The sequence below is a fragment of the Geodermatophilus sp. SYSU D00814 genome, assembly GCF_054050055.1.
Window position 1 is genome coordinate 58,739 of sequence record NZ_JBJGYP010000021.1, and the last position, 20,137, is coordinate 78,875.

At 77.4% G+C, this 20,137-nt stretch carries 19 protein-coding genes; 4 read left to right on the plus strand and 15 right to left on the minus strand.

Features of this window, described 5'->3' with window-relative positions; translation table 11 throughout:
- Positions 1 to 12: 12 nt before the first annotated feature.
- The 6 genes from scpB to ald form a co-directional block, all read right to left on the minus strand.
- Positions 13 to 828: an SMC-Scp complex subunit ScpB gene (gene scpB, locus ACI780_RS17135; protein WP_456872032.1), complete on the minus strand. Its 816-nt coding sequence runs from the start codon at positions 826 to 828 to the stop codon at positions 13 to 15.
- A complete protein-coding gene (locus tag ACI780_RS17140) occupies positions 825 to 1,661 on the minus strand; it encodes a segregation and condensation protein A (RefSeq protein WP_456872033.1) in 837 nt (278 codons plus the stop codon). The genes scpB and ACI780_RS17140 overlap by 4 nt, the downstream gene beginning before the upstream one ends.
- A gap of 28 nt (positions 1,662 to 1,689) precedes the next feature.
- Entirely contained in the window at positions 1,690 to 2,190 is a 501-nt protein-coding gene (locus ACI780_RS17145; RefSeq protein ID WP_456872034.1) for a hypothetical protein, read from the minus strand.
- The gene (locus ACI780_RS17150; RefSeq protein WP_456872035.1) at positions 2,187 to 3,092 is read right to left on the minus strand and encodes a ParA family protein; all 906 of its coding nucleotides are present in this window, start codon (positions 3,090 to 3,092) and stop codon (positions 2,187 to 2,189) included. The genes ACI780_RS17145 and ACI780_RS17150 overlap by 4 nt, the downstream gene beginning before the upstream one ends.
- 198 nt (positions 3,093 to 3,290) lie before the next feature.
- The gene (locus ACI780_RS17155) at positions 3,291 to 4,226 is read right to left on the minus strand and encodes a site-specific tyrosine recombinase XerD (protein ID WP_456872036.1); all 936 of its coding nucleotides are present in this window, start codon (positions 4,224 to 4,226) and stop codon (positions 3,291 to 3,293) included.
- Positions 4,227 to 4,276: 50 nt separating this feature from the next.
- Positions 4,277 to 5,392, minus strand: a complete 1,116-nt coding sequence (ald, locus tag ACI780_RS17160; RefSeq protein WP_456872037.1) for an alanine dehydrogenase — start codon at positions 5,390 to 5,392, stop codon at positions 4,277 to 4,279.
- Between the two features lie 192 nt (positions 5,393 to 5,584).
- Between ald and ACI780_RS17165 the strand changes: the two genes are divergently transcribed.
- Both ACI780_RS17165 and ACI780_RS17170 read left to right on the plus strand, forming a co-directional pair.
- Positions 5,585 to 6,238, plus strand: coding sequence for a hypothetical protein (locus ACI780_RS17165; RefSeq protein WP_457004443.1), 654 nt, complete (start codon positions 5,585 to 5,587; stop codon positions 6,236 to 6,238).
- A gap of 153 nt (positions 6,239 to 6,391) precedes the next feature.
- Positions 6,392 to 6,979, plus strand: a complete 588-nt coding sequence (locus ACI780_RS17170; protein WP_457004445.1) for a hypothetical protein — start codon at positions 6,392 to 6,394, stop codon at positions 6,977 to 6,979.
- Positions 6,980 to 7,076: 97 nt separating this feature from the next.
- Here the strand turns inward: ACI780_RS17170 and ACI780_RS17175 are convergent, their stop codons facing one another.
- The 8 genes from ACI780_RS17175 to steA are packed head-to-tail and all read right to left on the minus strand — an operon-like array spanning position 7,077 to position 17,432.
- Positions 7,077 to 7,676 (minus strand): NUDIX domain-containing protein, encoded by a 600-nt coding sequence (locus ACI780_RS17175; protein WP_457004447.1) that lies wholly within the window; start codon positions 7,674 to 7,676, stop codon positions 7,077 to 7,079.
- Positions 7,677 to 7,678: 2 nt separating this feature from the next.
- Positions 7,679 to 9,400: a CTP synthase gene (locus tag ACI780_RS17180; protein WP_456872041.1), complete on the minus strand. Its 1,722-nt coding sequence runs from the start codon at positions 9,398 to 9,400 to the stop codon at positions 7,679 to 7,681.
- Positions 9,393 to 11,756: a hypothetical protein gene (locus ACI780_RS17185; RefSeq protein WP_457004449.1), complete on the minus strand. Its 2,364-nt coding sequence runs from the start codon at positions 11,754 to 11,756 to the stop codon at positions 9,393 to 9,395. Before ACI780_RS17185 ends, ACI780_RS17180 begins: the two co-directional genes overlap by 8 nt.
- Positions 11,753 to 12,901, minus strand: coding sequence for a glycosyltransferase family 4 protein (locus ACI780_RS17190; protein ID WP_457004451.1), 1,149 nt, complete (start codon positions 12,899 to 12,901; stop codon positions 11,753 to 11,755). Before ACI780_RS17190 ends, ACI780_RS17185 begins: the two co-directional genes overlap by 4 nt.
- Complete coding sequence (gene murJ, locus ACI780_RS17195) at positions 12,894 to 14,513, minus strand: murein biosynthesis integral membrane protein MurJ (RefSeq protein ID WP_457004453.1); 1,620 nt, start codon at positions 14,511 to 14,513, stop codon at positions 12,894 to 12,896. Before murJ ends, ACI780_RS17190 begins: the two co-directional genes overlap by 8 nt.
- A 17-nt stretch (positions 14,514 to 14,530) precedes the next feature.
- Positions 14,531 to 15,349, minus strand: coding sequence for a hypothetical protein (locus ACI780_RS17200; protein WP_457004455.1), 819 nt, complete (start codon positions 15,347 to 15,349; stop codon positions 14,531 to 14,533).
- Positions 15,346 to 16,299 carry a copper transporter gene (locus ACI780_RS17205; RefSeq protein ID WP_456872046.1) on the minus strand — a complete coding sequence of 318 codons (954 nt, stop codon included), beginning with the start codon at positions 16,297 to 16,299 and terminating at the stop codon, positions 15,346 to 15,348. Before ACI780_RS17205 ends, ACI780_RS17200 begins: the two co-directional genes overlap by 4 nt.
- On the minus strand, positions 16,296 to 17,432 hold the full coding sequence (gene steA, locus ACI780_RS17210; protein WP_457004457.1) for a putative cytokinetic ring protein SteA: 1,137 nt from the start codon (positions 17,430 to 17,432) through the stop codon (positions 16,296 to 16,298). The genes ACI780_RS17205 and steA overlap by 4 nt, the downstream gene beginning before the upstream one ends.
- Positions 17,433 to 17,911: 479 nt before the next feature.
- Between steA and ACI780_RS17215 the strand changes: the two genes are divergently transcribed.
- Together ACI780_RS17215 and ACI780_RS17220 are read left to right on the plus strand one after the other, a co-directional pair.
- A complete protein-coding gene (locus ACI780_RS17215) occupies positions 17,912 to 18,535 on the plus strand; it encodes a TetR/AcrR family transcriptional regulator (RefSeq protein ID WP_457004459.1) in 624 nt (207 codons plus the stop codon).
- 52 nt (positions 18,536 to 18,587) lie between these two features.
- Positions 18,588 to 19,292, plus strand: coding sequence for a hypothetical protein (locus ACI780_RS17220; protein WP_457004461.1), 705 nt, complete (start codon positions 18,588 to 18,590; stop codon positions 19,290 to 19,292).
- A gap of 6 nt (positions 19,293 to 19,298) precedes the next feature.
- On the opposite strand, the gene ACI780_RS17225 is transcribed toward ACI780_RS17220, so the two are convergent.
- Positions 19,299 to 20,015, minus strand: coding sequence for a methylase (locus ACI780_RS17225; protein ID WP_457004463.1), 717 nt, complete (start codon positions 20,013 to 20,015; stop codon positions 19,299 to 19,301).
- Positions 20,016 to 20,137: the final 122 nt, after the last annotated feature.

The window sequence follows — 20,137 nt, forward strand, 5'->3', positions numbered from 1 at the left end:
GACCCTAGGCGGTCAGGCCGTCTCCGAGGTCTCCCGCGCGACCTCGGCGGCGTCGGGCAGCAGCGGCGCCAGCGGCGGCAGCTCGTGCAGGCCGCTGAGCCCGAGCCGCTCGAGGAACAGCGCCGTCGTCCCGTAGAGGCCACCGCCGCTGTCGGGGTCGGTGCCGACCTCGGCGACCAGGCCGCGGGAGAGCAGCGTGCGCATGACGCCGTCGACGCCGACGCCGCGGATCGCCGACACCCGCGCGCGGGTCACCGGCTGCCGGTAGGCGATGACGGCGAGGGTCTCCAGCGCCGCCTGGGTCAGCCGGCTGCGCGCGGCGCCGGTGAGGTGCCGCTCGACCACGGGCGCGAACTCCTCGCGGGTGTAGAGCCGCCAGCCCTCCCCCGCGCGGCGCAGCGCGATGCCGGCGCGGCGCCCGTCGTAGCCGTCGGCGAGCTCGGCGAGCGCCGCCCGCACCCGGGGCACCGGGACGCGCAGCGCCCCCGCCAGCGTGGCCTCGTCGAGCGGCCCCTCGGCGACGAACAGCAGCGCCTCCAGCCCGCCGCGCAGGTCGGCCGGGTCGAGCTCCTCCTCCGGTTCCGGCTCCTCCTCCGGCTCCGGCTCGGGCATGCCGGGCAGGACCAGCGGCTCCTCCGGTACCGGCGGCACGTCGCCGGCCGGCGGCGCGGGACGCTCGGCCACGCGGGCGGCGAGCTCGGCGGCGACGGCGTCCCAGACGGCGGGGTCGGCGTCGGGCCGCCCGGCCGCCTCCTCGCGGGTGGCCGCCAGCTCCGCGGCCAGCGCCTCCCAGGAGACCGGGCCGCGGTCCTCGGGCTCCCCGGTCACGGGGCCTCACCGTCGGCCGCCCCGCCGAGGTCGGCCACCGCGGCGACGTCGGCCGGACCGGTCCAGCGCACCTGCAGCTCCCCGAGCGGGGTGAGCTGGGTGAAGGTGACCCGCTGCTGCCGGTAGAGCTCCAGCAGCGCGAGGAAGCGGGCCACGACCTCCAGCGTGGTGGCGCAGTCGCCGGTGAGCGCGCGGAAGGTCAGCGTGCCGGCGCCCAGCAGCGCCGAGCGGACGGCGAGCAGCTGCTCGGCGACGCTGACCGGCGGCGCGTGCAGGTGGGTGACCCCGACCGTCGGGGGTTCCCTCGGCGTGAGCGCCCGCGCGGCGAGCGCGGCGAACCGCTCGGGGGTGACGCCGAGCAGCACCTCGGGCAGCAGCTCGGCGAACCGCGGCTCCAGCGGCGCCTCGCGGGGGTGCCGGCGGACGGCGACCGCCTCCCGCTCGCGCAGCACCGCGGCGGCCTCCTTGTAGGCGCGGTACTGCAGCAGCCGGGCGAAGAGCAGGTCGCGGGCCTCGAGCAGCTCGAGGTCGTCCTCGTCCTCGATGTCGGCGGCCGGCAGCAGCCGGGCGGCCTTGAGGTCGAGCAGGGTCGCGGCGACCACGAGGAACTCGCTGGCCTGGTCGAGGTCGAGCTCGTCGCCGAGCGCGCGCAGGTGGGCGATGAACTCGTCGGTGACCACCGACAGCGCGATCTCGGTGACGTCGAGCTGGTGCCGGCTGATCAGCTGCAGCAGCAGGTCGAACGGGCCCTCGAAGTTGGTCAGCCGGACGGTGAAGCGGCCGGTGTCCACCGGCTCCGGCGCGGTCGCGACCGCGTGCGCCTCTCCGCTCACGGAGTGCAAATGTATGCCCTGGAGCGCCTCAGCCCTTGAGGCGGCGCACCAGCACGGAGTCCTCGCCGTTCTCGGCGAGGTCGGCGAGCAGCACCGACACCGCCTCGCGGACGATCCGGCCGCGGTCGGCCGCCACGCCGTGCTGGGCGCGCAGCGACAGCCGCGCGCTCTCCAGCGCCAGCAGGTCCTCGGCGGAGATGTAGACGGTGATCTTCTCGTCGTGCCGGGTGCGGCCGGCCCCGCTGGCGCGGGCCGCCTTGCCGCGGGCGCGCGCGCCGGGCGCGGGCAGCGGCGGGGGCGCCGGGGCGCGGAAGGCGGCCAGCGGGTCGGTGGCGGCCCCGCCGGGCACCAGCGTCAGCGGCGCCGGCTGCTCGGGCTCGGGCTCGGCCACCGCCCGGCGGGCCGCGCGCAGCGACGGGGACGCCACCGCGGAGCTCAGCGGGGTCAGCTCGGTGACCTCCGCCGCGGGCGGGGTGTCGGTGCGCCGGAACAGCTCGTCGGCGCCCGGCAGGACCGGACGGCGGGTCACAGCGCGATCACCTCCTTCGCCAGGTCGCGGTAGGCGGCCGCACCCGAGGAGGTCGGCGCCCAGGTGGTGATGGGCTGACCGGCGACGGTGGTCTCCGGGAAGCGGACCGTGCGGTGGATGACGGTCCGGAAGACGGTGTCGCCGAAGGCCTCGACGACGCGGCTGAACACCTCGCGGCAGTGCACGGTGCGCGAGTCGTACATCGTGGCGAGGATGCCGTCGATCTCCAGCGACGGGTTGAGCCGCTCCTTGACCTTGTCGATCGTGTCGACCAGCAGCGCCACGCCGCGCAGGGAGAAGAACTCGCACTCCAGCGGGATGACCACGCCGTGCGCGGCGGTGAGCGCGTTGACGGTGAGCAGGCCGAGGGAGGGCTGGCAGTCGACGAGGATGTAGTCGTACTCCTCGCGCACCGAGTCCAGCTTGCGCAGCAGCGTCTGCTCGCGGGCGACCTCGCTGACCAGCTGCACCTCGGCTGCGGACAGGTCGATGTTGCTCGGCACCAGGTCCAGGCCGGGCACGTCGGTGCCCACGCGGACGTCGGCCAGCGTGGTCCGCCGCTCCATCAGCGCGTTGTAGATGGTGCGGTCCAGCTGCTGGGCCGGCACGCCCAGGCCGACCGACAGCGCGCCCTGCGGGTCGAGGTCGACCAGCAGCACCCGGCGGCCGTACTCGACCAGCGAGGCGCCCAGGTTGATCGTCGACGTCGTCTTGCCGACGCCGCCCTTCTGGTTGCACATCGCGATGACCCGGGCCGGGCCGTGCCGCTCGAGGGGCGGGGGCTCGGGCAGCCGGTGCTGACGCGCGCGGGCGGGGTCCAGCCGCGAGGCGGCCGCCCCCATCTCCCCGCCGTCGGCCGGGAGTGCGAGAGCCTGACCGGCCACGTCCCCTCGGATCGCCATGAGTCGCCACTCCTCCGTGCTCCCCGGCGGTGCCGGCCGCGGTCGGCCGGCCCGGTCCGCTCGGGTCGGGGTCGACGGTAGGGAGATGACCTGCACCGATCCACGGGACACGCCGTCGCTGGCGGATCTTGCCGGTGACGAGTCCGCACTCCTCAGTAGGAGCTGGCAACAGGTGCCGACGCGGACGGGGTCGTCTCGTCAGGAGAGGGCACGCGGGTGGCTCCCGGCGTAGACCTCGCGGAGCTTGTCGACGGTGACCAGCGTGTACACCTGCGTCGTCGTCACCGAGGCGTGCCCGAGCAGTTCCTGCACGACGCGCACGTCGGCGCCGCCGTCGAGCAGGTGGGTGGCGAAGGAGTGCCGCAGCGTGTGCGGCGAGACGTGCCGGGCGAGGGTGGCGTCGGCGGTGCGCTCGGCCGCCGAGCGCAGGATCGCCCAGGCGCTCTGCCGCGACAGCGGCCCGCCGCGGGCGTTGAGGAACAGCCGCCCGCCGCGGACCCCGCCGCGCGCCGCGCTCGTCCCGGCCGCGGCCAGCGCCGGGCGGGCGCGCACCAGGTAGTCCTCCACCGCGCGCAGCGCGTAGCTGCCCACCGGGACGATCCGCTCCTTGCCGCCCTTGCCGGCCAGCCGCACCACCGACTGGCCGCGGTCGAGGTCGTCGACGGCCAGGCCCACGGCCTCGGAGATGCGCGCCCCGGTGCCGTAGAGGACCTCCAGCAGCGCCCGGTCGCGCAGCCCGCGCGGGCCCTCCACCGATCCCGCGGCCTCGATGAGCGCCACCACCGCCTCCACCGGCACCGCCTTGGGCAGCCGCCGCGCCGGCGCCGGGGGCCGCACCTCCGCGGCGACGTCGCCGGGCACCAGCCCGTCGAGCAGCGCGAAGCGGTGCAGCCCGCGGACGGCGACGACGGCCCGCGCGGCCGACGTCGCCGACAGCGGCGGGTGCCCGTCGTCCCCGGCGCGCAGCGCGGCGAGGAACCCGGCGACGTCGCTCTCGGCGACCTCGCCCAGCCCCCGCACCCCGGCCGCGGCCAGGTACTGCGCGTACCGCCGCAGGTCGCGGCGGTAGGAGGCGATGGTGTTGGCGGCCAGCCCGCGCTCGACGGCGAGGTGGTCGAGGTAACCGGTGACCACCCGCTCGACGTCGGTGTCCCGCGCGGGCGTGCCGGCCGGCGCCGTGACGGTCAGGACAGGACCTCCTCCCAGGGCACGGCGGTCATCCCGTGCGCCTCGGCGACCTCCGGCAGCACGACCTGCCCGGCGGCGACGTTGAGGCCGTGGGCGAGGGCCGGGCTGGCGGTGACCGCCGCGCGGGTGCCCTGCTCGGCCAGCGCCATGACGTAGGGCAGCGTCACGTTGGTCAGCGCGTGCGTGGAGGTGTTCGGGACGGCTCCGGGCATGTTCGCCACGCAGTAGAACACCGACTCGTGCACCCGGAAGGTCGGGTCGTCGTGTGTCGTGGGCCGGCTGTCCTCGAAGCAGCCGCCCTGGTCGACGGCGATGTCGACGAGCACCGAGCCCGGCTTCATCCGCTTGACCAGGTCGTTGCTGACCAGGGTCGGGGCCTTGGCGCCGGGCACCAGCACCGCGCCGATGACCAGGTCGGCGTCGAGGACGGCCCGCTCCACCTCGTAGGCGTTGGAGGTCACCGTCTGCAGGTGCCCGCGGTAGACGTTGTCGGCGGCGCGCAGCTTGTCGACGTCCTTGTCCAGGACGACGACCTCGGCCTGCATGCCCAGGGCGATGGTGGCGGCGTTCATGCCCGACACCCCGGCGCCGATGACGACCACCTTGGCCGCGTAGACGCCCGACACCCCGCCGAGCAGGACGCCGCGCCCGCCGTGCGCCCGCTCCAGGCTGTGCGCGCCGACCTGCGGCGCCATCCGCCCGGCGACCTCGCTCATCGGCGCCAGCAGCGGCAGCGCGCCGTTGGCCGTCTGCACGGTCTCGTAGGCGATCGCGGTGGTGCCCGAGGCGACCAGCGCCTCGGTGCAGGGCCGCGAGGCGGCCAGGTGCAGGTAGGTGAACAGCGTCTGCCCGGCGCGCAGCCGGCCGTACTCCTCCTCGACGGGCTCCTTGACCTTGAGCAGCAGGTCGGCGTCGGCCCAGACGTCGTCGGCGCTGTCGACGATGCGCGCGCCGGCGGCGGTGTAGTCGCCGTCGGGGATGGAGGAGCCCTCCCCCGCGCCCCGCTCGACGAGCACCGTGTGACCGGCCCTGGTCAGCTCGGTGACCCCGGCGGGGGTCAGCGCGACCCGGTACTCCCTGTTCTTGACCTCTCGGGGCACCCCGACGTGCATGGCGGTCCACTCCTGTCGCTGCGGCCGGTCCGAGGTCGTCGGTCCCGCGCCTGTCCTCGCGCCCCCGGTGAGGGGACCCGGAACGGACCCTAACCAGCGCCCGGGCTGCCGTCAGTCCGCGCAGCGCCCACGATGGCCCGGCGGGTGACCCGGGTAGTGGCCGGGTCACCCCCGAGGAGGAGGAACACCCCGATGCGCCTGTACGCCTCGCGCCCGGACCGCCGGCTCGGCCAGGTGCTGGCCGACGCCGGCATGCTCGCCTGGCTGGTGCTGTGGGTGCTGGTCGCCCGGGCGGTGCACGGCGCGGTGCTGGTGCTGGCCGAGCCCGGCCGGGCGGTGGAGGACCTCGGGACCTCGGTGGCCGACAGCATGGGGTCGGCGGCGTCGGCGGCCGAGGACGTGCCGGTGGTCGGCGACGAGCTGGCCGAGCCGCTGGGGTCCCTCGGCGACGCCGCGGGGTCGGTGAGCGGCGCCGGGCAGGCCGCGCAGGACGCCGTCGCCACGCTGGCCTCCGTGCTCGCCGTCGTGCTGGTGGTGCTGCCGGTGGGCTGGCTGCTGCTGCGCTGGCTGCCCTGGCGGCTGCGCTGGGTCCGGGAGGCGTCGGCGGCCTCCCAGATCCTGCGGGCGGCCGACCCGGACCTGGAGCTGCTGGCCGCCCGTGCGGTGGCCACCGCTCCCCTGCCCCGGCTGGCCGCGCTGCCGCCGGGCACCGGGGAGGCGTGGCGGGCCGGCGACCCGGCGGCCGTGCGGTTGCTGGCGTCCCTGGAGGCCGGCCGGCTGGGGCTGCGGCTGCCGGTGCCGGACGCGGCCGGGTCCGGCGCCACCGCACCGCCGCGCTCGGGTTGAGTCCGCCGTCCCCGGTGCCGATGTCCCCTCCCGAGCCGGGAGGTGTCCGTGGGACTAGCGAGACGACGGCCGTCGGGGTCCCGCCGGCGGCGCGGCGGCCCGTCGGCAGGCGGGGTCGCGGTCCGCCTGACCGCGGCCGCGGCCGTGGGCCTGGTGGCTCTGTCGGCCCCGGCCACCGAGCTCGCCGCGCGGGTGACCGCCTCGGCGGCGCCGGTCCGCGCTGCCGCGCCCGCCGACCCGCCCGCTCCCGCCACGCCGGCCGACCCGGTCGCGCCGGCCACCGTCGCCCCCGCACCGGTGGCCGAGCTCCCGGTGACGGCGCCGCCGCCGCGCCGGCTGCAGGTGGAGCTGCCGACGCCGGTGGTGCCCCGCGGTCAGCCGCTGCAGGTCACGCCGCCGCCGGCCGAGTGCGGCGGCTACGGCAACCCGCGCCAGGTCACGCCCGGCGTGGTGCCCGGCGCGGGGTCGGCGACGGTGAGCTGGCAGGCCGACGGCCGCGACGACGTCCGGGGCTACCGGGTCACCGCCGTCAGCCAGGCGCTGACTCCCGGCGGGCAGCCGGCGCCGCCGCGGGTCGACGTCGCCCAGCGCGCGGACTGCGGCGAGGTCAGCACGGTGCTCGGCGGGCTGACCCCGGGCGTGCCCTACGTGTTCTGGCTCGAGGAGGCGCTGCTCGACGCCGACACGCAGGTGGTCGAGTACGTGCAGGTGGGCTGGTCGAGCCCGGTCGTCGTCGGCTGACCCCGGCGGCGTTCCACCTCCGCGAGATCGCCGGTCTCGTGGCGATCAGCCGCCGATGGCCACGAGACCGCCGATCTCGTGCGACGCGGGACGGGCCCTACTGCGCGTCGACGGGGCGCAGCGTCGTCCCCGCCGCGCGGTGCTGCGCGGCGGCGAGCAGGCCGATGACGGCGGCGGCGTTGCGGATCGACCCGTCGAACACCCGCTGCACCGCGTCGGCCAGCGGCACCCGCTCGACGGTCATGTCGAGCTCCTCGTGCTCGGCGGTGAAGCCCTCGGGCAGGTCGACGTCGGTGAGGCCCTCGGCCAGGTAGACCAGCACCAGCTCGTCGCAGAAGCCCGGGGTGCTGTACGTGGTCGTCAGCAGCGACCACCGGTCGGCGGCCAGGCGCACCTCCTCGGCCAGCTCCCGCTGCGCGGCGGCCAGCGGCTGCTCGCCGGCGGCGTCGCGCAGGCCGGCGGGCAGCTCCCACAGGTAGCCGCCCACCGGGTGCCGGTACTGCCGCAGCAGCACGACCCGGCCCTCGTCGTCGAGGGCGACGACGGCGACGGCGCCGGGGTGGCGGACCACCTCGCGGACGCTGTCCCCGCCGCCGGGCATGGCGACGGTGTCGCGGACCAGGCGGATGACCCGGCCCTCGTAGACCGTCTCGGTGCCCAGCACCCGGTACCCGCCGCCGGCGGCCGGCTCGCCCACGGTCAGATCCCGACCTTCTCGGCCTCGAGGTCGGGCACCGGCAGCCGCGCGGACTCCGCGCGGTCCACGGCCGCCTGCACGAAGGCGGCGAACAGCGGGTGCGGCCGGGTGGGGCGGCTCTTGAGCTCGGGGTGGGCCTGGGTGCCGACGAAGAACGGGTGCACCTCGCGCGGCAGCTCGGCGAACTCGACCAGGTGGCCGTCGGGCGAGGTGCCGCTGAACACGAAGCCGGCCTCGGTGAGCCGGTCGCGGTAGGCGTTGGCGACCTCGTAGCGGTGCCGGTGCCGCTCGGTGACCTCGGTCGAGCCGTAGGCGGCCGCGGCCACCGACCCCTTCTGCAGGTGCGCCGGGTAGCTGCCCAGCCGCATGGTGCCGCCGAGGTCCCGCTCGCCGGCGACGACGTCGAGCTGGTCGGCCATGGTGGCGATGACCGCGTCGGGGGTGTCGGGGTCGAACTCAGCGGAGTTGGCGTGCTCGAGGCCGGCCATGTTGCGGGCGTACTCGATGACCATGCACTGCAGGCCCAGGCACAGGCCCAGCGTCGGGATGCCGTTGGTGCGGCTGTAGCGGATGGCGCCGAGCTTGCCCTCGATGCCGCGCACGCCGAACCCGCCGGGGATGCACACGCCGTCGACGTCGGACAGCGCCGCGGCCGCCCCCTCGGGGGTCTGGCAGTCGTCGGAGGGCACCCAGCGGATCTGCACCCGGCTGCGGTGGGCGAACCCGCCGGCGCGCAGCGCCTCGGTCACCGACAGGTAGGCGTCGGGGAGGTCGACGTACTTGCCGACCAGCGCGATCGTCACCGTCTGCTTCGGGCGGTGCACCCGGTCGAGCAGGTCGCCCCACACCGTCCAGTCGACGTCGCGGAAGGGCAGGCCCAGCCGGCGGACGACGTAGGCGTCGAGACCCTCGCGGTGCAGCACCTTGGGGATGTCGTAGATCGACGGCGCGTCGGGGCAGGAGATGACGCCCTCGGCGTCGACGTCGCACATCAGGCTGATCTTGCGCTTGAGGCCGGTGGCGATCTCGCGGTCGGCGCGGCACACCAGCGCGTCGGGCTGGATGCCGATGTTGCGCAGCGCCGCCACCGAGTGCTGCGTCGGCTTGGTCTTCAGCTCCCCCGACGGCGCGATGTAGGGCACCAGCGAGATGTGCAGGAAGAAGCAGTTGTCACGCCCGATCTCGTGGCGCACCTGCCGGGCGGCCTCGAGGAAGGGCAGCGACTCGATGTCACCGACCGTGCCGCCGATCTCGGTGATGACGACGTCGGCGGAGTCCTCGCCGTCCTCGCCGTCGACCTCGGCGGCCGCGAGGATGCGCGCCTTGATCTCGTTGGTGATGTGCGGGATCACCTGCACGGTGTCCCCGAGGTACTCCCCGCGCCGCTCCTTGGCGATGACGTCGGAGTACACCTGCCCGGTCGTCACGTTCGACCGCGCGCCGAGGTCGGTGTCGAGGAACCGCTCGTAGTGGCCGACGTCGAGGTCGGTCTCGGCGCCGTCCTCGGTGACGAACACCTCCCCGTGCTGGAACGGGTTCATCGTCCCGGGGTCGACGTTGAGGTAGGGGTCCAGCTTCTGCATGGTCACCCGCAGGCCGCGGGCGGACAGCAGCGCGCCGAGGGAACTGGCCGTCAGGCCCTTGCCCAGAGAGGAGACAACTCCGCCGGTGACGAAGACGAACTTCGTCGGCTGGGAGTTGTGGAGGAGCCCGCGATCACGCATTCCAGGTCGACCCACGGGAACCCACCGTAACACGATCGGCCAGATCCCCCCGGGTGCCGCCGGACACCTCGCCGCCCGCCGGGGACGTCGCGGCCAGCGCCACCAGCAGCGGCACCAGCAGCGTCGCGGCGGTCGCCGGGAGCGCCACCCCGGAGTCGTTGACCGCTGCGCCCAGGGCCAGGCTCAGGGCGGCGGCGAGCAGCCCGGACCGCAGCACCGCGGCGTCGGCCGGCGCCAGGCCCGAGCCGCCGTCGCGCAGCAGCCCGTACCCGCGCGGCCGCCGGCCGCGGACCAACCACAGCACCGCCACCAGCGCCACGGGCAGCACCCACGCCAGGGCGCTGCCCAGCAGGATGTCGAGGTTGGCCTGCGCCTTGCGGCTGACCACCGTCCACGCCTCGCCGGTGAGCAGCTGCTCGACGAACCGGCCCAGGTGGCTGCGCTCGTCGGCCGGCCGCGTCCAGTCCAGGACCGCCAGCGTGCCGACGGCGACCACGCCCGCGGCGAGCACCGCGGCCAGCCGGACCAGCGTCACCCGCACCCCGGTGAGCAGCATCGCCAGCAGCAGGAAGCCCGGCAGGGTCGCCAGCACGCCGCCGAAGTCGCGGCCCAGGCCCGGCGCGCCCACCAGCACCACGGTGAGCGCCCCGGCGGCCAGCACGACGGCGCCGGTGACGCGCCGCTGCCGCCGTCCGCCGTCGTCGCGCCCGGCTCCCGCGCGCCGGCCGGCCGCCGTCGCCACGACCGCGGTGGCGACCAGCGCGGCGGCGGCGAGCAGGCCGGAGCCGAGGTTGCCGTAGCCGGTGAAGCGACCGGCGACGATCGCGTCGTAGCCGAGCAGTCCGTCGAGCTCCAGCGGCGACCCGGCCAGCACGTCGCCGACCAGCGTCGCGACGGTGATCCCGAGGACGGCCAGCGGCGGGCCGAGCCTGCGCCGTCGCCCGGTCCCCCGCGCCCAGGGCCCCAGCAGCGCCACCGCCGTCACCGCCGCGGCGGCCAGCAGCACCGACCCCGCCAGCGCCCAGCGCGGGGACCCGGCCCGCTCCCACGGCAGCAGCCCGGCCAGGTGGGTGGCCACCGGCAGCGACGCGGCGGCGAGCGCGGCGACCTCCAGCAGCGGCCGCAGCCGGGCCAGCGGGGCGCGCGCGCCGCGGCGCAGGCCGAGGACGAGCAGCCCGAGGACGACGACGGCGGCGTCCACGGCCACCAGGGCGACGAAGAACGTGCCGGTGCTGCGGTGGTGGGTGACCGCCGCGGTGTTGGCCCGCTCCAGGGCCGCGACCGCCTCGGCGGTGGGTGGCCGGCCGCCGGTGACCGTCAGCGGCTGCCCGTTCACCGAGGCGGGCCGCTCGGCGCCCAGCGCCCGCAGCACGGTGGGAGCGACGTCGATGAGCTGGGTGAACGGCGCCCGGCCGGTGCTGGCCGAGGTGAGCCAGCCCGGCCCGGTGAAGCCCGGCCCGGAGGCGATGCCCACGTGCAGCTGCGGGCGGCCGTCGTTGACCTCCGAGACGCCCTGCACCAGCAGCAGCGTCTCCCCGGGCAGCGTGGCCACCGCGGCGCGCAACCGCGCGACGGCGTCGTCGACCTCCGCCACGGCCGCCGCGCGGGAGGCCGGCTCGGTGCCGGTCTCGCTGCCCTCCGGGGCGGGCACGCCGGCGTCGACCAGCCCGTCGAGGGAGACCAGCGTCAGCGGGCAGGGCTCGAGCAGGCCGGCGACGGCAGCGGGGTCGGCGGGCAGCGCCTCCTCGCGGGTCAGCCCGACGCCGGGGGCGGCGACGGCCAGCGCGGCGGCCCGGCCGACGACGGTCGCGCAGCCCACGGCGGTGCCGAGCGCGCCGGGCTCGGCACCGAAGCGGGCGGTGGCGGGGTCCTCGGCGACGGCGCGGACGGCGGTCAGCGGATCGGCCAGCCCGACCTGCGCCAGCCGCTCCTGCAGGCCGCAGTGCGACAGCGCCGGGCTGACCGGCGGCCCGGCGGGCACCGGCGCCTGCGACGGGGTGGCGCCCGCGCCGGCGTCCTCGCCCGGCAGCGGGACCGTGGGCAGCGGCACCGGCGGCGCGGCCTCGTCGGGCGCCGGGAAGCGGGCCCGGTTGCCCGCGCCCAGGGTGGCCCAGCCGTCGAGCAGGCAGGTGGTCGAGCGCGCCGCGCGGACCGACACCGCGCCGATCGGGGACGTGTCGGCCAGCTCCCACAGCGCCGGCGTGGTCCCGGGGTCGAGGTCGCTCCACACCAGCCCGGGGACGCCGACGACGAGCACCCGGTCGGCCGACCAGTCCTCGGCCGCGGCCGCCGCGCCGGGCAGCCCGGCCACGAGCAGGGTCAGCAGCGTCCCCAGCAGGACCGCGGCGCGCCTCATGCCGCGCCGGTCCCCGGCGGTCCCAGCAGCTCCCGGTAGACGGCGACCAGCGTGCGCGCGGTGGCCGCCTCGTCGGGCCAGCCCGCGGCCTGCTCCCGGCCGGCGGCGGCGAGGGCGGCGGCGGCTCCGGGGTCGGCGAGCAGGCCGGTGACGGCGTCGGCGAGCGCGGCGGCGTCACCGGGCGGGACCAGCCGCGCGCCGTCGCCGAGCAGGTCGGGCAGCCCGCCGGTGCGGGTGGCGACCAGGGGCACACCGGCGCGCAGCGCCTCCTGGGCGGTGAGCGAGCGCGCCTCCCAGCGGGAGGGCAGCACCACGAGGTCGGCGGCGGCGAGCAGGTCGGCGACGTCGTCGCGGCGGCCGAGCAGGGTGACCGGCAGCCGGCCGGCGCGGATCCGCCCGGTCAGCTCGGCGTGCAGCGGGCCGTCCCCGGCGACGGCGACCAGCGGCGGGTCGGGACGCGCGGCCCAGGTGGCGGCGGCGTCGAGGAGGACGTCGTAGCCCTTCTGCGGGTGCAGCCGGCCCACGGCGAGCACCAGGGGCCGCCCGTCGACCAGGCCGAGCCCGGCGCGCACCTCGGGGCGGGAGCGGGTCGCCGGCGGCAGCGCGGGCGCCGCCACCGGCGCGACCCGGACGTCGCGGGCGCCGAGGCGCCGGGCGTTGGCGGCGAGGTCGGCCGAGGCGGCCAGCACGACGTCGGCGGCGCGGACGGTGGCCCGCTCGGCCTGCGCCAGGAGCCGCCGCAGCGGGCCGGTGCGGTCGGGCAGCGCGTTGTGCAGCGTGACCACCAGCGGCCGGCGGGCCCCGCCCGCGACGCGCACCGCGGCGGCGGCGACCAGCCCGGCGCGCAGCCCGTGGGCGTGCACCAGGTCGGCGCCGGACAGTGCACCGTCGAGCACACGGCGCAGGGAGAGGACGGCGCGGGTGTCGGCGACCGGGTCGAGCCCGGCGGAGATCTCGACCGGGGTGAACCGGGCGGCCGCGGAGAACCCGAACAGCGCGTCGGTGGCCGCCGGGCCGCAGACGGTGACCGCGGCGCCGGCGTCGGCGAGCGCGGACAGCACCGAGCGCAGGTGGGTGCCCACGCCGCCGGTGCTGGTGGCCAGCACCTCGGCGAGGCGGCGGCCGGCCAGCTCCCGCTCAGCCACCGTGCACCTCCGTCCCCCCGGGCGTCTGCAGCGCGCGCACCGCCGCGAGCAGGGGCCGGCGCGCCGTGACCATCATGACCGCCCCCGCCACCGCGGTCACGGCCGCGGCGGCCAGCAGCCCGGCGCCGACCGCGCCGGGCAGCGAGCCGGCCGGGACCGGGTCGGCGCCCAGCGCCCGGGCGGTGAGCAGCCCTGCGGCGGCACCGGCGGCGGCGGCCAGCAGCGCGGGCAGGCCGCAGCGGGCCAGCCCCGCCAGCCCGCCGGGGGCGACCCGGGCGGTGACCGCGAGCAGCGCCAGCCCGGCGACGGTCACCCCGAGGCTGTGCCCGGCGGCCAGCGCCAGCGCCCGGTCGGCGGGCGGGAGGGCGCGCGCCAGCCCGACGTCGGCGGCGACCGCCAGCAGCCACCCGCCGAGCACGCAGGCCGTGGGCGCCTTCCACAGGCCGCGGGCGTAGAGGGCGCGGGTGAGCACCGCGACCAGCCCGTAGCCAGCCAGGCCCGGCGCGAAGCCGAGGATCGTGTCGCGCAGCGCGGCGACGTCGCCGGTGCTGCCGCCGAGGAGGAACACCCGCGCCATGGGCCCGGCGACGGCGGCGAGCACGGCGGCGGCACCCAGCGAGGCCACCAGCACCAGCGTGGTGACCGGGACCAGCGCGCGCCGGTAGCCGGCCTCGTCGCCGGTGCCGGCCCGCTCGGCCAGCAGCGGGTAGGCCGAGGTGGCCAGCGGCACCGCGACCGCGGCCCACGGCACGAGGAACAGCGTCAGCCCGGCGGTGTAGGCCACCTGGGTGCCGTCGGGCCCGCCGCTGGCCAGCCGGATCGCGACGGCGGCCACCAGCTGCTGCCCGGCGAGGGTGAGCACGCCCGCCAGGGCGAGCCGCCGCACCCGCGGCGCGGCGCCCACCGGGAACCGCAGCGACGGGCGCAGCCCCAGGTGCAGCCGGCGCAGCGGCACCAGCAGCGGCAGGGTCAGCGCGGCCACGCCGAGCGTCGTCCCGACCGCGAGCACCAGCTCGGCCGGCGTCGACAGCGCCGCGACGTCCCGGGCGCCGCCGAGCAGCGCGAACAGCCCGTAGGTGCCGGCGACGACGACGCTGGACAGCAGCGGCGCGATCGCCGGCGCGGCGAAGCGGCGGTGCGCCTGCAGCACACCGGTGAGCACGATGCCCAGCCCGTACAGCACCACCTGCGGGGCGAAGACCAGCAGGAACCGGGCGCCGAGGGCCACCTCGGCCTCGGAGCCGCCGCCGAGCAGCAGCCGCGCGATCGGCTCGGCCAGGACGGCGACCAGCGCGGCGAGCGGCACGAGCAGCAGCAGGGTCCAGCCCAGCAGCGCCGAGGCGGTGCGGCGCACCTGCTCGCGGTCGCCGGTGGCGATGCCGCCGGCGAGCATCGGGACCACCAGGGAGGCCAGCGCTCCCCCGGCGACGACCTCGAAGACGATGTTGGGGACGGTGTTGGCCGCGGTGTAGACGTCGCCGGTGCTGTCGGCGCCGACGGCGTTGGTGAACACCAGCGTGCGGCCGAACCCGGCGAGGCGGGCCAGCACGGTGAGGACGGCGATGAGCGCGGCGGCGCCGGCCACGCCCTCGGCCACCCGGCGTCCCGACACGGTCGGCCCTGCCGCGGTCACGCCGGGCGGCGGCCGAGCCGGTCGAGCTCGCGCAGGCCCGGGGTGGCCTCGATGACCCGGGTGAAGCTGATCCGCTCGCTGGCCAGCGTCAGCGCGGTGACCGCGGCCAGCAGGCCGGCGCGCACGGGGCGGGAGGGGACGGCGGCGGCCCGCAGTCCGAGCAGCGCGCCGACGGCGTTGGCGCCGGCGTCGCCGAGCATGACCCGCTCGCCGAGGTCGGCCGGCAGCACCGCCAGCGCCGCGCCCAGCGGGCCGGCGACCAGGCCGCCGGCGGGACCGCGCAGCCCGGCGGCCGCGGCGAGGGCGGCGGCCTTCGCCGCCCGGCCCGGGCGCAGGTCGAGCAGGTTGACCAGGTTGGCGGTGCCGGCGACCAGGCCGGTGGTGAGGACGGCGTCGGCCGGGCCGCGGCGCGTGGCGAGCGCGGCGACGGCCGCCGCGGCGCCGATGCCGGCGACCTTGACCGCGCCGGCCGACACCCGCCCGGCGCGCAGCGCCCGCAGGTGCCCGGCCAGCCCCTTGTCGCGGGCCTGCTCGGGCCGGGCGCCGGCCAGGTCGTCGTAGCCGCCCACCAGCCCGGACACCGCCCCGGCGACGGCGGCCGCGCCGCGGGTGCCGGCCGGGGCGCCGAGGACCGCCCCGGCGGTGGCGGCGGCGGCCAGCGCGGGCCCGCCGAGCAGGGTCACCGGCCGGCCGGCGTAGTTGGTGCGCCGCCACGGCGCCCCGGCCGGGCGGGCGTCCACGGCGGCGGCCGCCGCGAGTCCGGCGCGGGCCGCCGCCGCCCCGGCCGCCACGAGCAGCGCCGGGTGCGGGCTCACGGGGTGGCGGCCGGCAGCGGCGGGACCGGCTGGGTGCCCTCCCCGGTGCCGTACGCGCCGGAGGTGCCCTCGCGCTCGCGGCCCAGCGCCAGCACGGTGCTGATCCGGCCCGAGGGGCTGGTCACGTTGTCCACGGTGGAGACGGCGGCGGCGGTCCCGGGGTCGTCGCGGACTGCGCCCACGAGGCCGTTCTCCCCGGCGGAGGCGGCGTCGCCGGCCACCACGGCGCCCGAGCCCGCGGCGTCGAGGGCGGTGACCAGGTCCACCAGCGTGTCGGTGCGGTCGGCGGCGTCCTCGCCGTCGAAGGCGCCGGTGGTGAGGACGACGGCGTGGTCGGCCGGGGTGACCGAGTCCGAGTCCTGGGAGAGCACGTCGAGCGCGGTGAGCCCGGCCAGGACGGTGGAGACGGCGGCGGTGTCGGGCACCGGGGCGCCGGCGGCCGGGACCACGAGGGTCTGGCCCAGCAGCGCGCCGACGAGCTGGCCGGTGTCGTCGGTCTCGGGCAGCGCGACGCCGGCGGGCCGGCCGGCCGGGGTGGTCACGTAGCTCTGCAGCGCCGACTCGCTGGCCGGGTCGCTGTACTCCGGGGTGAGGGTGAGCTGCCCGGCGATCGTGCCGCCGGCCTCGGTGACCAGCGCGGTCACCTCCTCGACGGTCTCGGTGGCGACGTCCTCGGAGGCGAGCACCAGGAGCACGCTGCGGCCGGTGAGCGTGCCCTGCACCAGCGCGGGTGCGACCGCGGACTCGAAGGCGTCGTCGGCGTCGACCTGGGTCTGCAGCGTCTGGGTGGTGTCCTCCAGCGCGCGCTTGTCCTCCTGCAGCGAGCTGACCTGCCCCCGCAGGTTGTCCAGCACCGGCCCCGACAGCTGGGTCGCGCCGATCACCAGCCCCAGGGCGATCGCGAGGAACACCGCGATCAGGGAGACCAGGTGGTAGCGGAAGTCGATCACGAGAAGAGGTTCTCCAACCAGAACACGAAGCTGTCCCACTGGTCGACCAGCAGGTCGAGGTAGATCCGCCCGGCGGTGGTGACGGCCAGGGCGGCGACGATGGCCAGCAGCGCCGCCAGCACCAGGACGACGAGCGCCCCGGTGGAGATGCGGCTGCGGTAGAGCCGGCTCACGCCCTTGGCGTCGACGAGCTTGCCGCCCAGCCGCAGCCGGGTGAGGAAGGTCGAGGCCATGCCGCCGCGGCCCTTGTCGAGGAACTCCACGAGCGTGGCGTGGGTGCCCACGGCGACGATGAGCTTGGCGCCCTTCTCGTCGGCCAGCAGCATCGCGATGTCCTCGCTGGTCGCCGCGGCCGGGAAGGTGATGGCGTCGACGCCGAGGTCCTGCACGCGCTTGAGCCCGGGGGCGCGGCCGTCGGCGTAGGCGTGCACCACGACCTCGGCGCCGCTCTTGAGGACGTGGTCGCTGACCGAGTCCATGTCGCCGATGATCATGTCCGGGGAGTAGCCGGCCTCCACCAGCGCGTCGGCGCCGCCGTCGACGCCGACGAGCACCGGCCGGTAGTCGCGGATGTAGGACCGCAGCGCCTGCAGGTCCTCCTTGTAGTCGTACCCGCGGACGACGACGAGCACGTGCCGGCCCTCGATCGTCGTGCGCACGTCGGGCACGCCGACGCCGTCGAGGAGCAGCGCGCGCTCGCGCTTCATGTACTCCATCGTGTTGGTGGCGAAGGCCTCCAGCTGCGTGGACAGCCCCGCCCGGGCCTCGGCCATCGCCGCGGCGACGGTGTCCGGCGTCTGCTCGGTGCCCTTCGCGACGGGGGCGCCGTCGGGGCCGTAGAGGGTGTTGCCCTCGACGCGGACCTGCGCGCCCTCCTTGAGGGCGCCGAGCACGTCCTTGCCGACGCCGTCGACCAGCGGGATGCCCGCGGCGGTGAGGATCTCCGGCCCCAGGTTCGGGTAGCGGCCGGAGATGCTGGGGGCGGCGTTGACCACGGCGCCGACCTTGGCGGCGACCAGGGAGTCGGCGCTGACGCGGTCGATGTCGACGTGGTCGATGACGGCGATGTCCCCGGGCCGCAGGCGCTTGGTGAGGTTCTTCGTGCGACGGTCCAGCCGGACGGTGCCGCTCACCCCGGGTGCCGCCTCCTGGGCCCGGCTCCGTCGCAGGGTGCCGATGCGCATTCCCGCATGCTCCCACGCACGCCTGTGGGGGCCGCCCTCCGACGCGCTTCGGCGACCGCCTGGTCACGCAGGGTGTCCGACACCACGGTGAGCGCGACACGCCCGGCGCGCGCGCCCCACCAGCACCCTCGGAGTGTCCGGTATCGCTGTCTAGCGTCGTCGTCGTGACACGTGGGGCTCCAGCTGCCAGCTTCCCGGCGACCGGCCCCGGCGCCGCCGACGGGGTGCCGGAGCACGCGCCGGCACCGGCCCCCGCCCCGGTCATCCGGGCGGTCCCGGGGACGCGCCCCGAGCCCCCGTCCGAGCCCCTGTCCGGGCCCCCTGCCGCACCGGCCGGCGAGCGCGCGGCCCCCGCCCAACCGCCGACGGGTCCCGACGGACCGCCGGCCGGGCGGGCCGCCCGGCGGCGGCAGCGGCGCGGCTCGGGGGTGCGCGAGCGGCGGCGGCTGGAGACCCGCGACCGCATCGTCGAGGTCGCGGCGGCGCTGTTCGCCGAGCGCGGCTTCGACGCGGTCAGCGTCGTGGAGATCGCCCAGCGCGCCGGCGTGGTCGAGAAGACGGTGTTCAACCACTTCCCGGTCAAGGAGGGCCTGGTGCTCTCCACCGACCCGCCGGTGCGCGCGGCGCTGCTGCGGGCCGTCGCCGAGCGGCCGGCCGGGGAGTCGGCGGCCGCGGCGGCCGGGACGTTCCTCGTCGCGGCGATGGCGTCGCTGGGGGACCCGGAGGCCGCCGAGGGCGTGGCGGCGATGGCCCGGGTGGTGCGCGGCTCGCGCACGCTGCAGGTGCGCGAGCGGGAGATCCTCGGGGAGATCACCGCCGCGCTGGCCGCGCAGATCCGCGAGGAGACCGGGGCCCCCGACGGCGCGGTGGAGCCCGAGCTCACCGCGTCGGCGGTCACCGCGCTCTACGGGCGGCTGCTCGAGCTGGCCCGCGACCGGGTGCTGGCGGGGGTGACCGGTCCCGAGCTGGCCGCCGAGCTGCGCGCGGCCGGCCGCCGGGGGCTGTCGCTGCTGCAGTTCGGGCTGGCCGGGTACGCCAAGCGGCGCTGCTGACACGTCCGGCGGGTGCTCGCGTCCGGCCGGGCGCTCTGCCAGGGTGCGCGGCGTGCGTCCCCGCCGGCCCGCCGCCGTCCTCTGCCTCGCCCTGACCGGGGTGCTGCCCGGCTGCGCCTGGCTGGTCGACGCCGACGACCCGGCCGACGACCCGGTGGCCGTGCCGCGGTTCGAGGGCTCTCCCCCGCCGATCGCGCCGGTGACCCCGGCGCCGGTGGCGGGCGCGACGCTGGCCGACGTCTCGGGCGGCACCGCCTACTCCGGCACGGTCGGCGTCGTGCGCACCCCGGTGTCGGTCGGCCTGCCTCCGCTGCCGGGCCCGGTCGCCGAGGACTGCGACCTGCCCGACGACGGCTCGGTGCGCACGCTGGCCGTCGAGCTGACCTTCACCGACACCTCGACGGCGGGGATGGCGGGGCTGGCCGCCGACGTCGCGCTGACCGCCGCCGACGGCGGGCCGCCGCGCGCCGGTACCGCCGTCCTGGTCGGGTCTTCCGCGCCGGGGACGCGCTGGTGCCAGGACGGCCCGTCGCCGGTGACCGACGGCTTCGGCGTGGGCAGCGGGACCGGCAGCGTCACCACCGTCACCGTCTGGGTCGTGGCCCGCGACGGGGCCCCGACCGACGACCTGGTGCTGCGGGTGTCGGGGCTGCGCAACGAGGCCGGGTCGAACGCGACCGGCCCGTGGGACGAGGTGACCGTGGCCGCCGGCGGGTGCGCCGACGACCCCGCGGCGCTGTGCGTGCCCCTGGGGTGAGGGCCCTCAGGCCGGCAGCTGCAGCGCCCGCAGCAGCTGGTCGGCGCGGTCGCCGGGGATCGCCGGGTCCCGGGTGAACAGCGCGACGGCGACCATGTACTCGTCGTCGCCGGCCCAGCCGCGGCCCTCCTCGACGATCCGGCGGATCTGCGCACGCACCTTCGGCTCGCTGCTGTAGGGGCCGAAGTCCAGGCCCATGGCGAGGAAGTTGGCCACCCGGTAGCCGAGGTCGGTGGCGGTGGAGACGGTGGTGACCGGGTCGGCGTAGCTGGCGACGGCGGTGACCACGTTCTCGTAACCGGCCTTGAGCAGCTGCAGCGTCAGGTCGTTGCCGCGCACGCCGCCCCACAGCTCGGGCATGAGGATGTCGCGGTCGGGCGCGGGGATGTAGGGCGGGTTGGCGATCGCGGTGGTCACCGGCTCGCCGCCGGCCGCGTCGGCCCGGTCGAAGAAGTTCCCGAGCTCGACGGTGTAGCGGTCGGCCACCCCGCGCCGGGCGATGTTGGCCCGCGCCTGCTCCACCGAGTCGGCGCTGATGTCGGAGCTGCGGACGCGCAGCCCGGGCAGGCCCGCGACGACGTCGGCGATCGCCGAGGCGTCCCCGGTGCCGAGCTCCACCACCGGGACGGACTCCCAGCCCAGCTGCTCGCGGTACTGCTGCAGCAGCATGCAGACGGAGAAGCCGTAGTGCGCGGACTCGTCGGCGGAGCTGAAGCAGCTCACCGGACGTCCCCGGCGGGGCTCGCGGCGGTGGTGACGGCGGGGACGGGTGGGCGCACGTCCGGGGCCTACCCGCGCGCGGGGCCGGACAGTCCTGCCTCCCGCCACCGGGTGGCGCACGACCG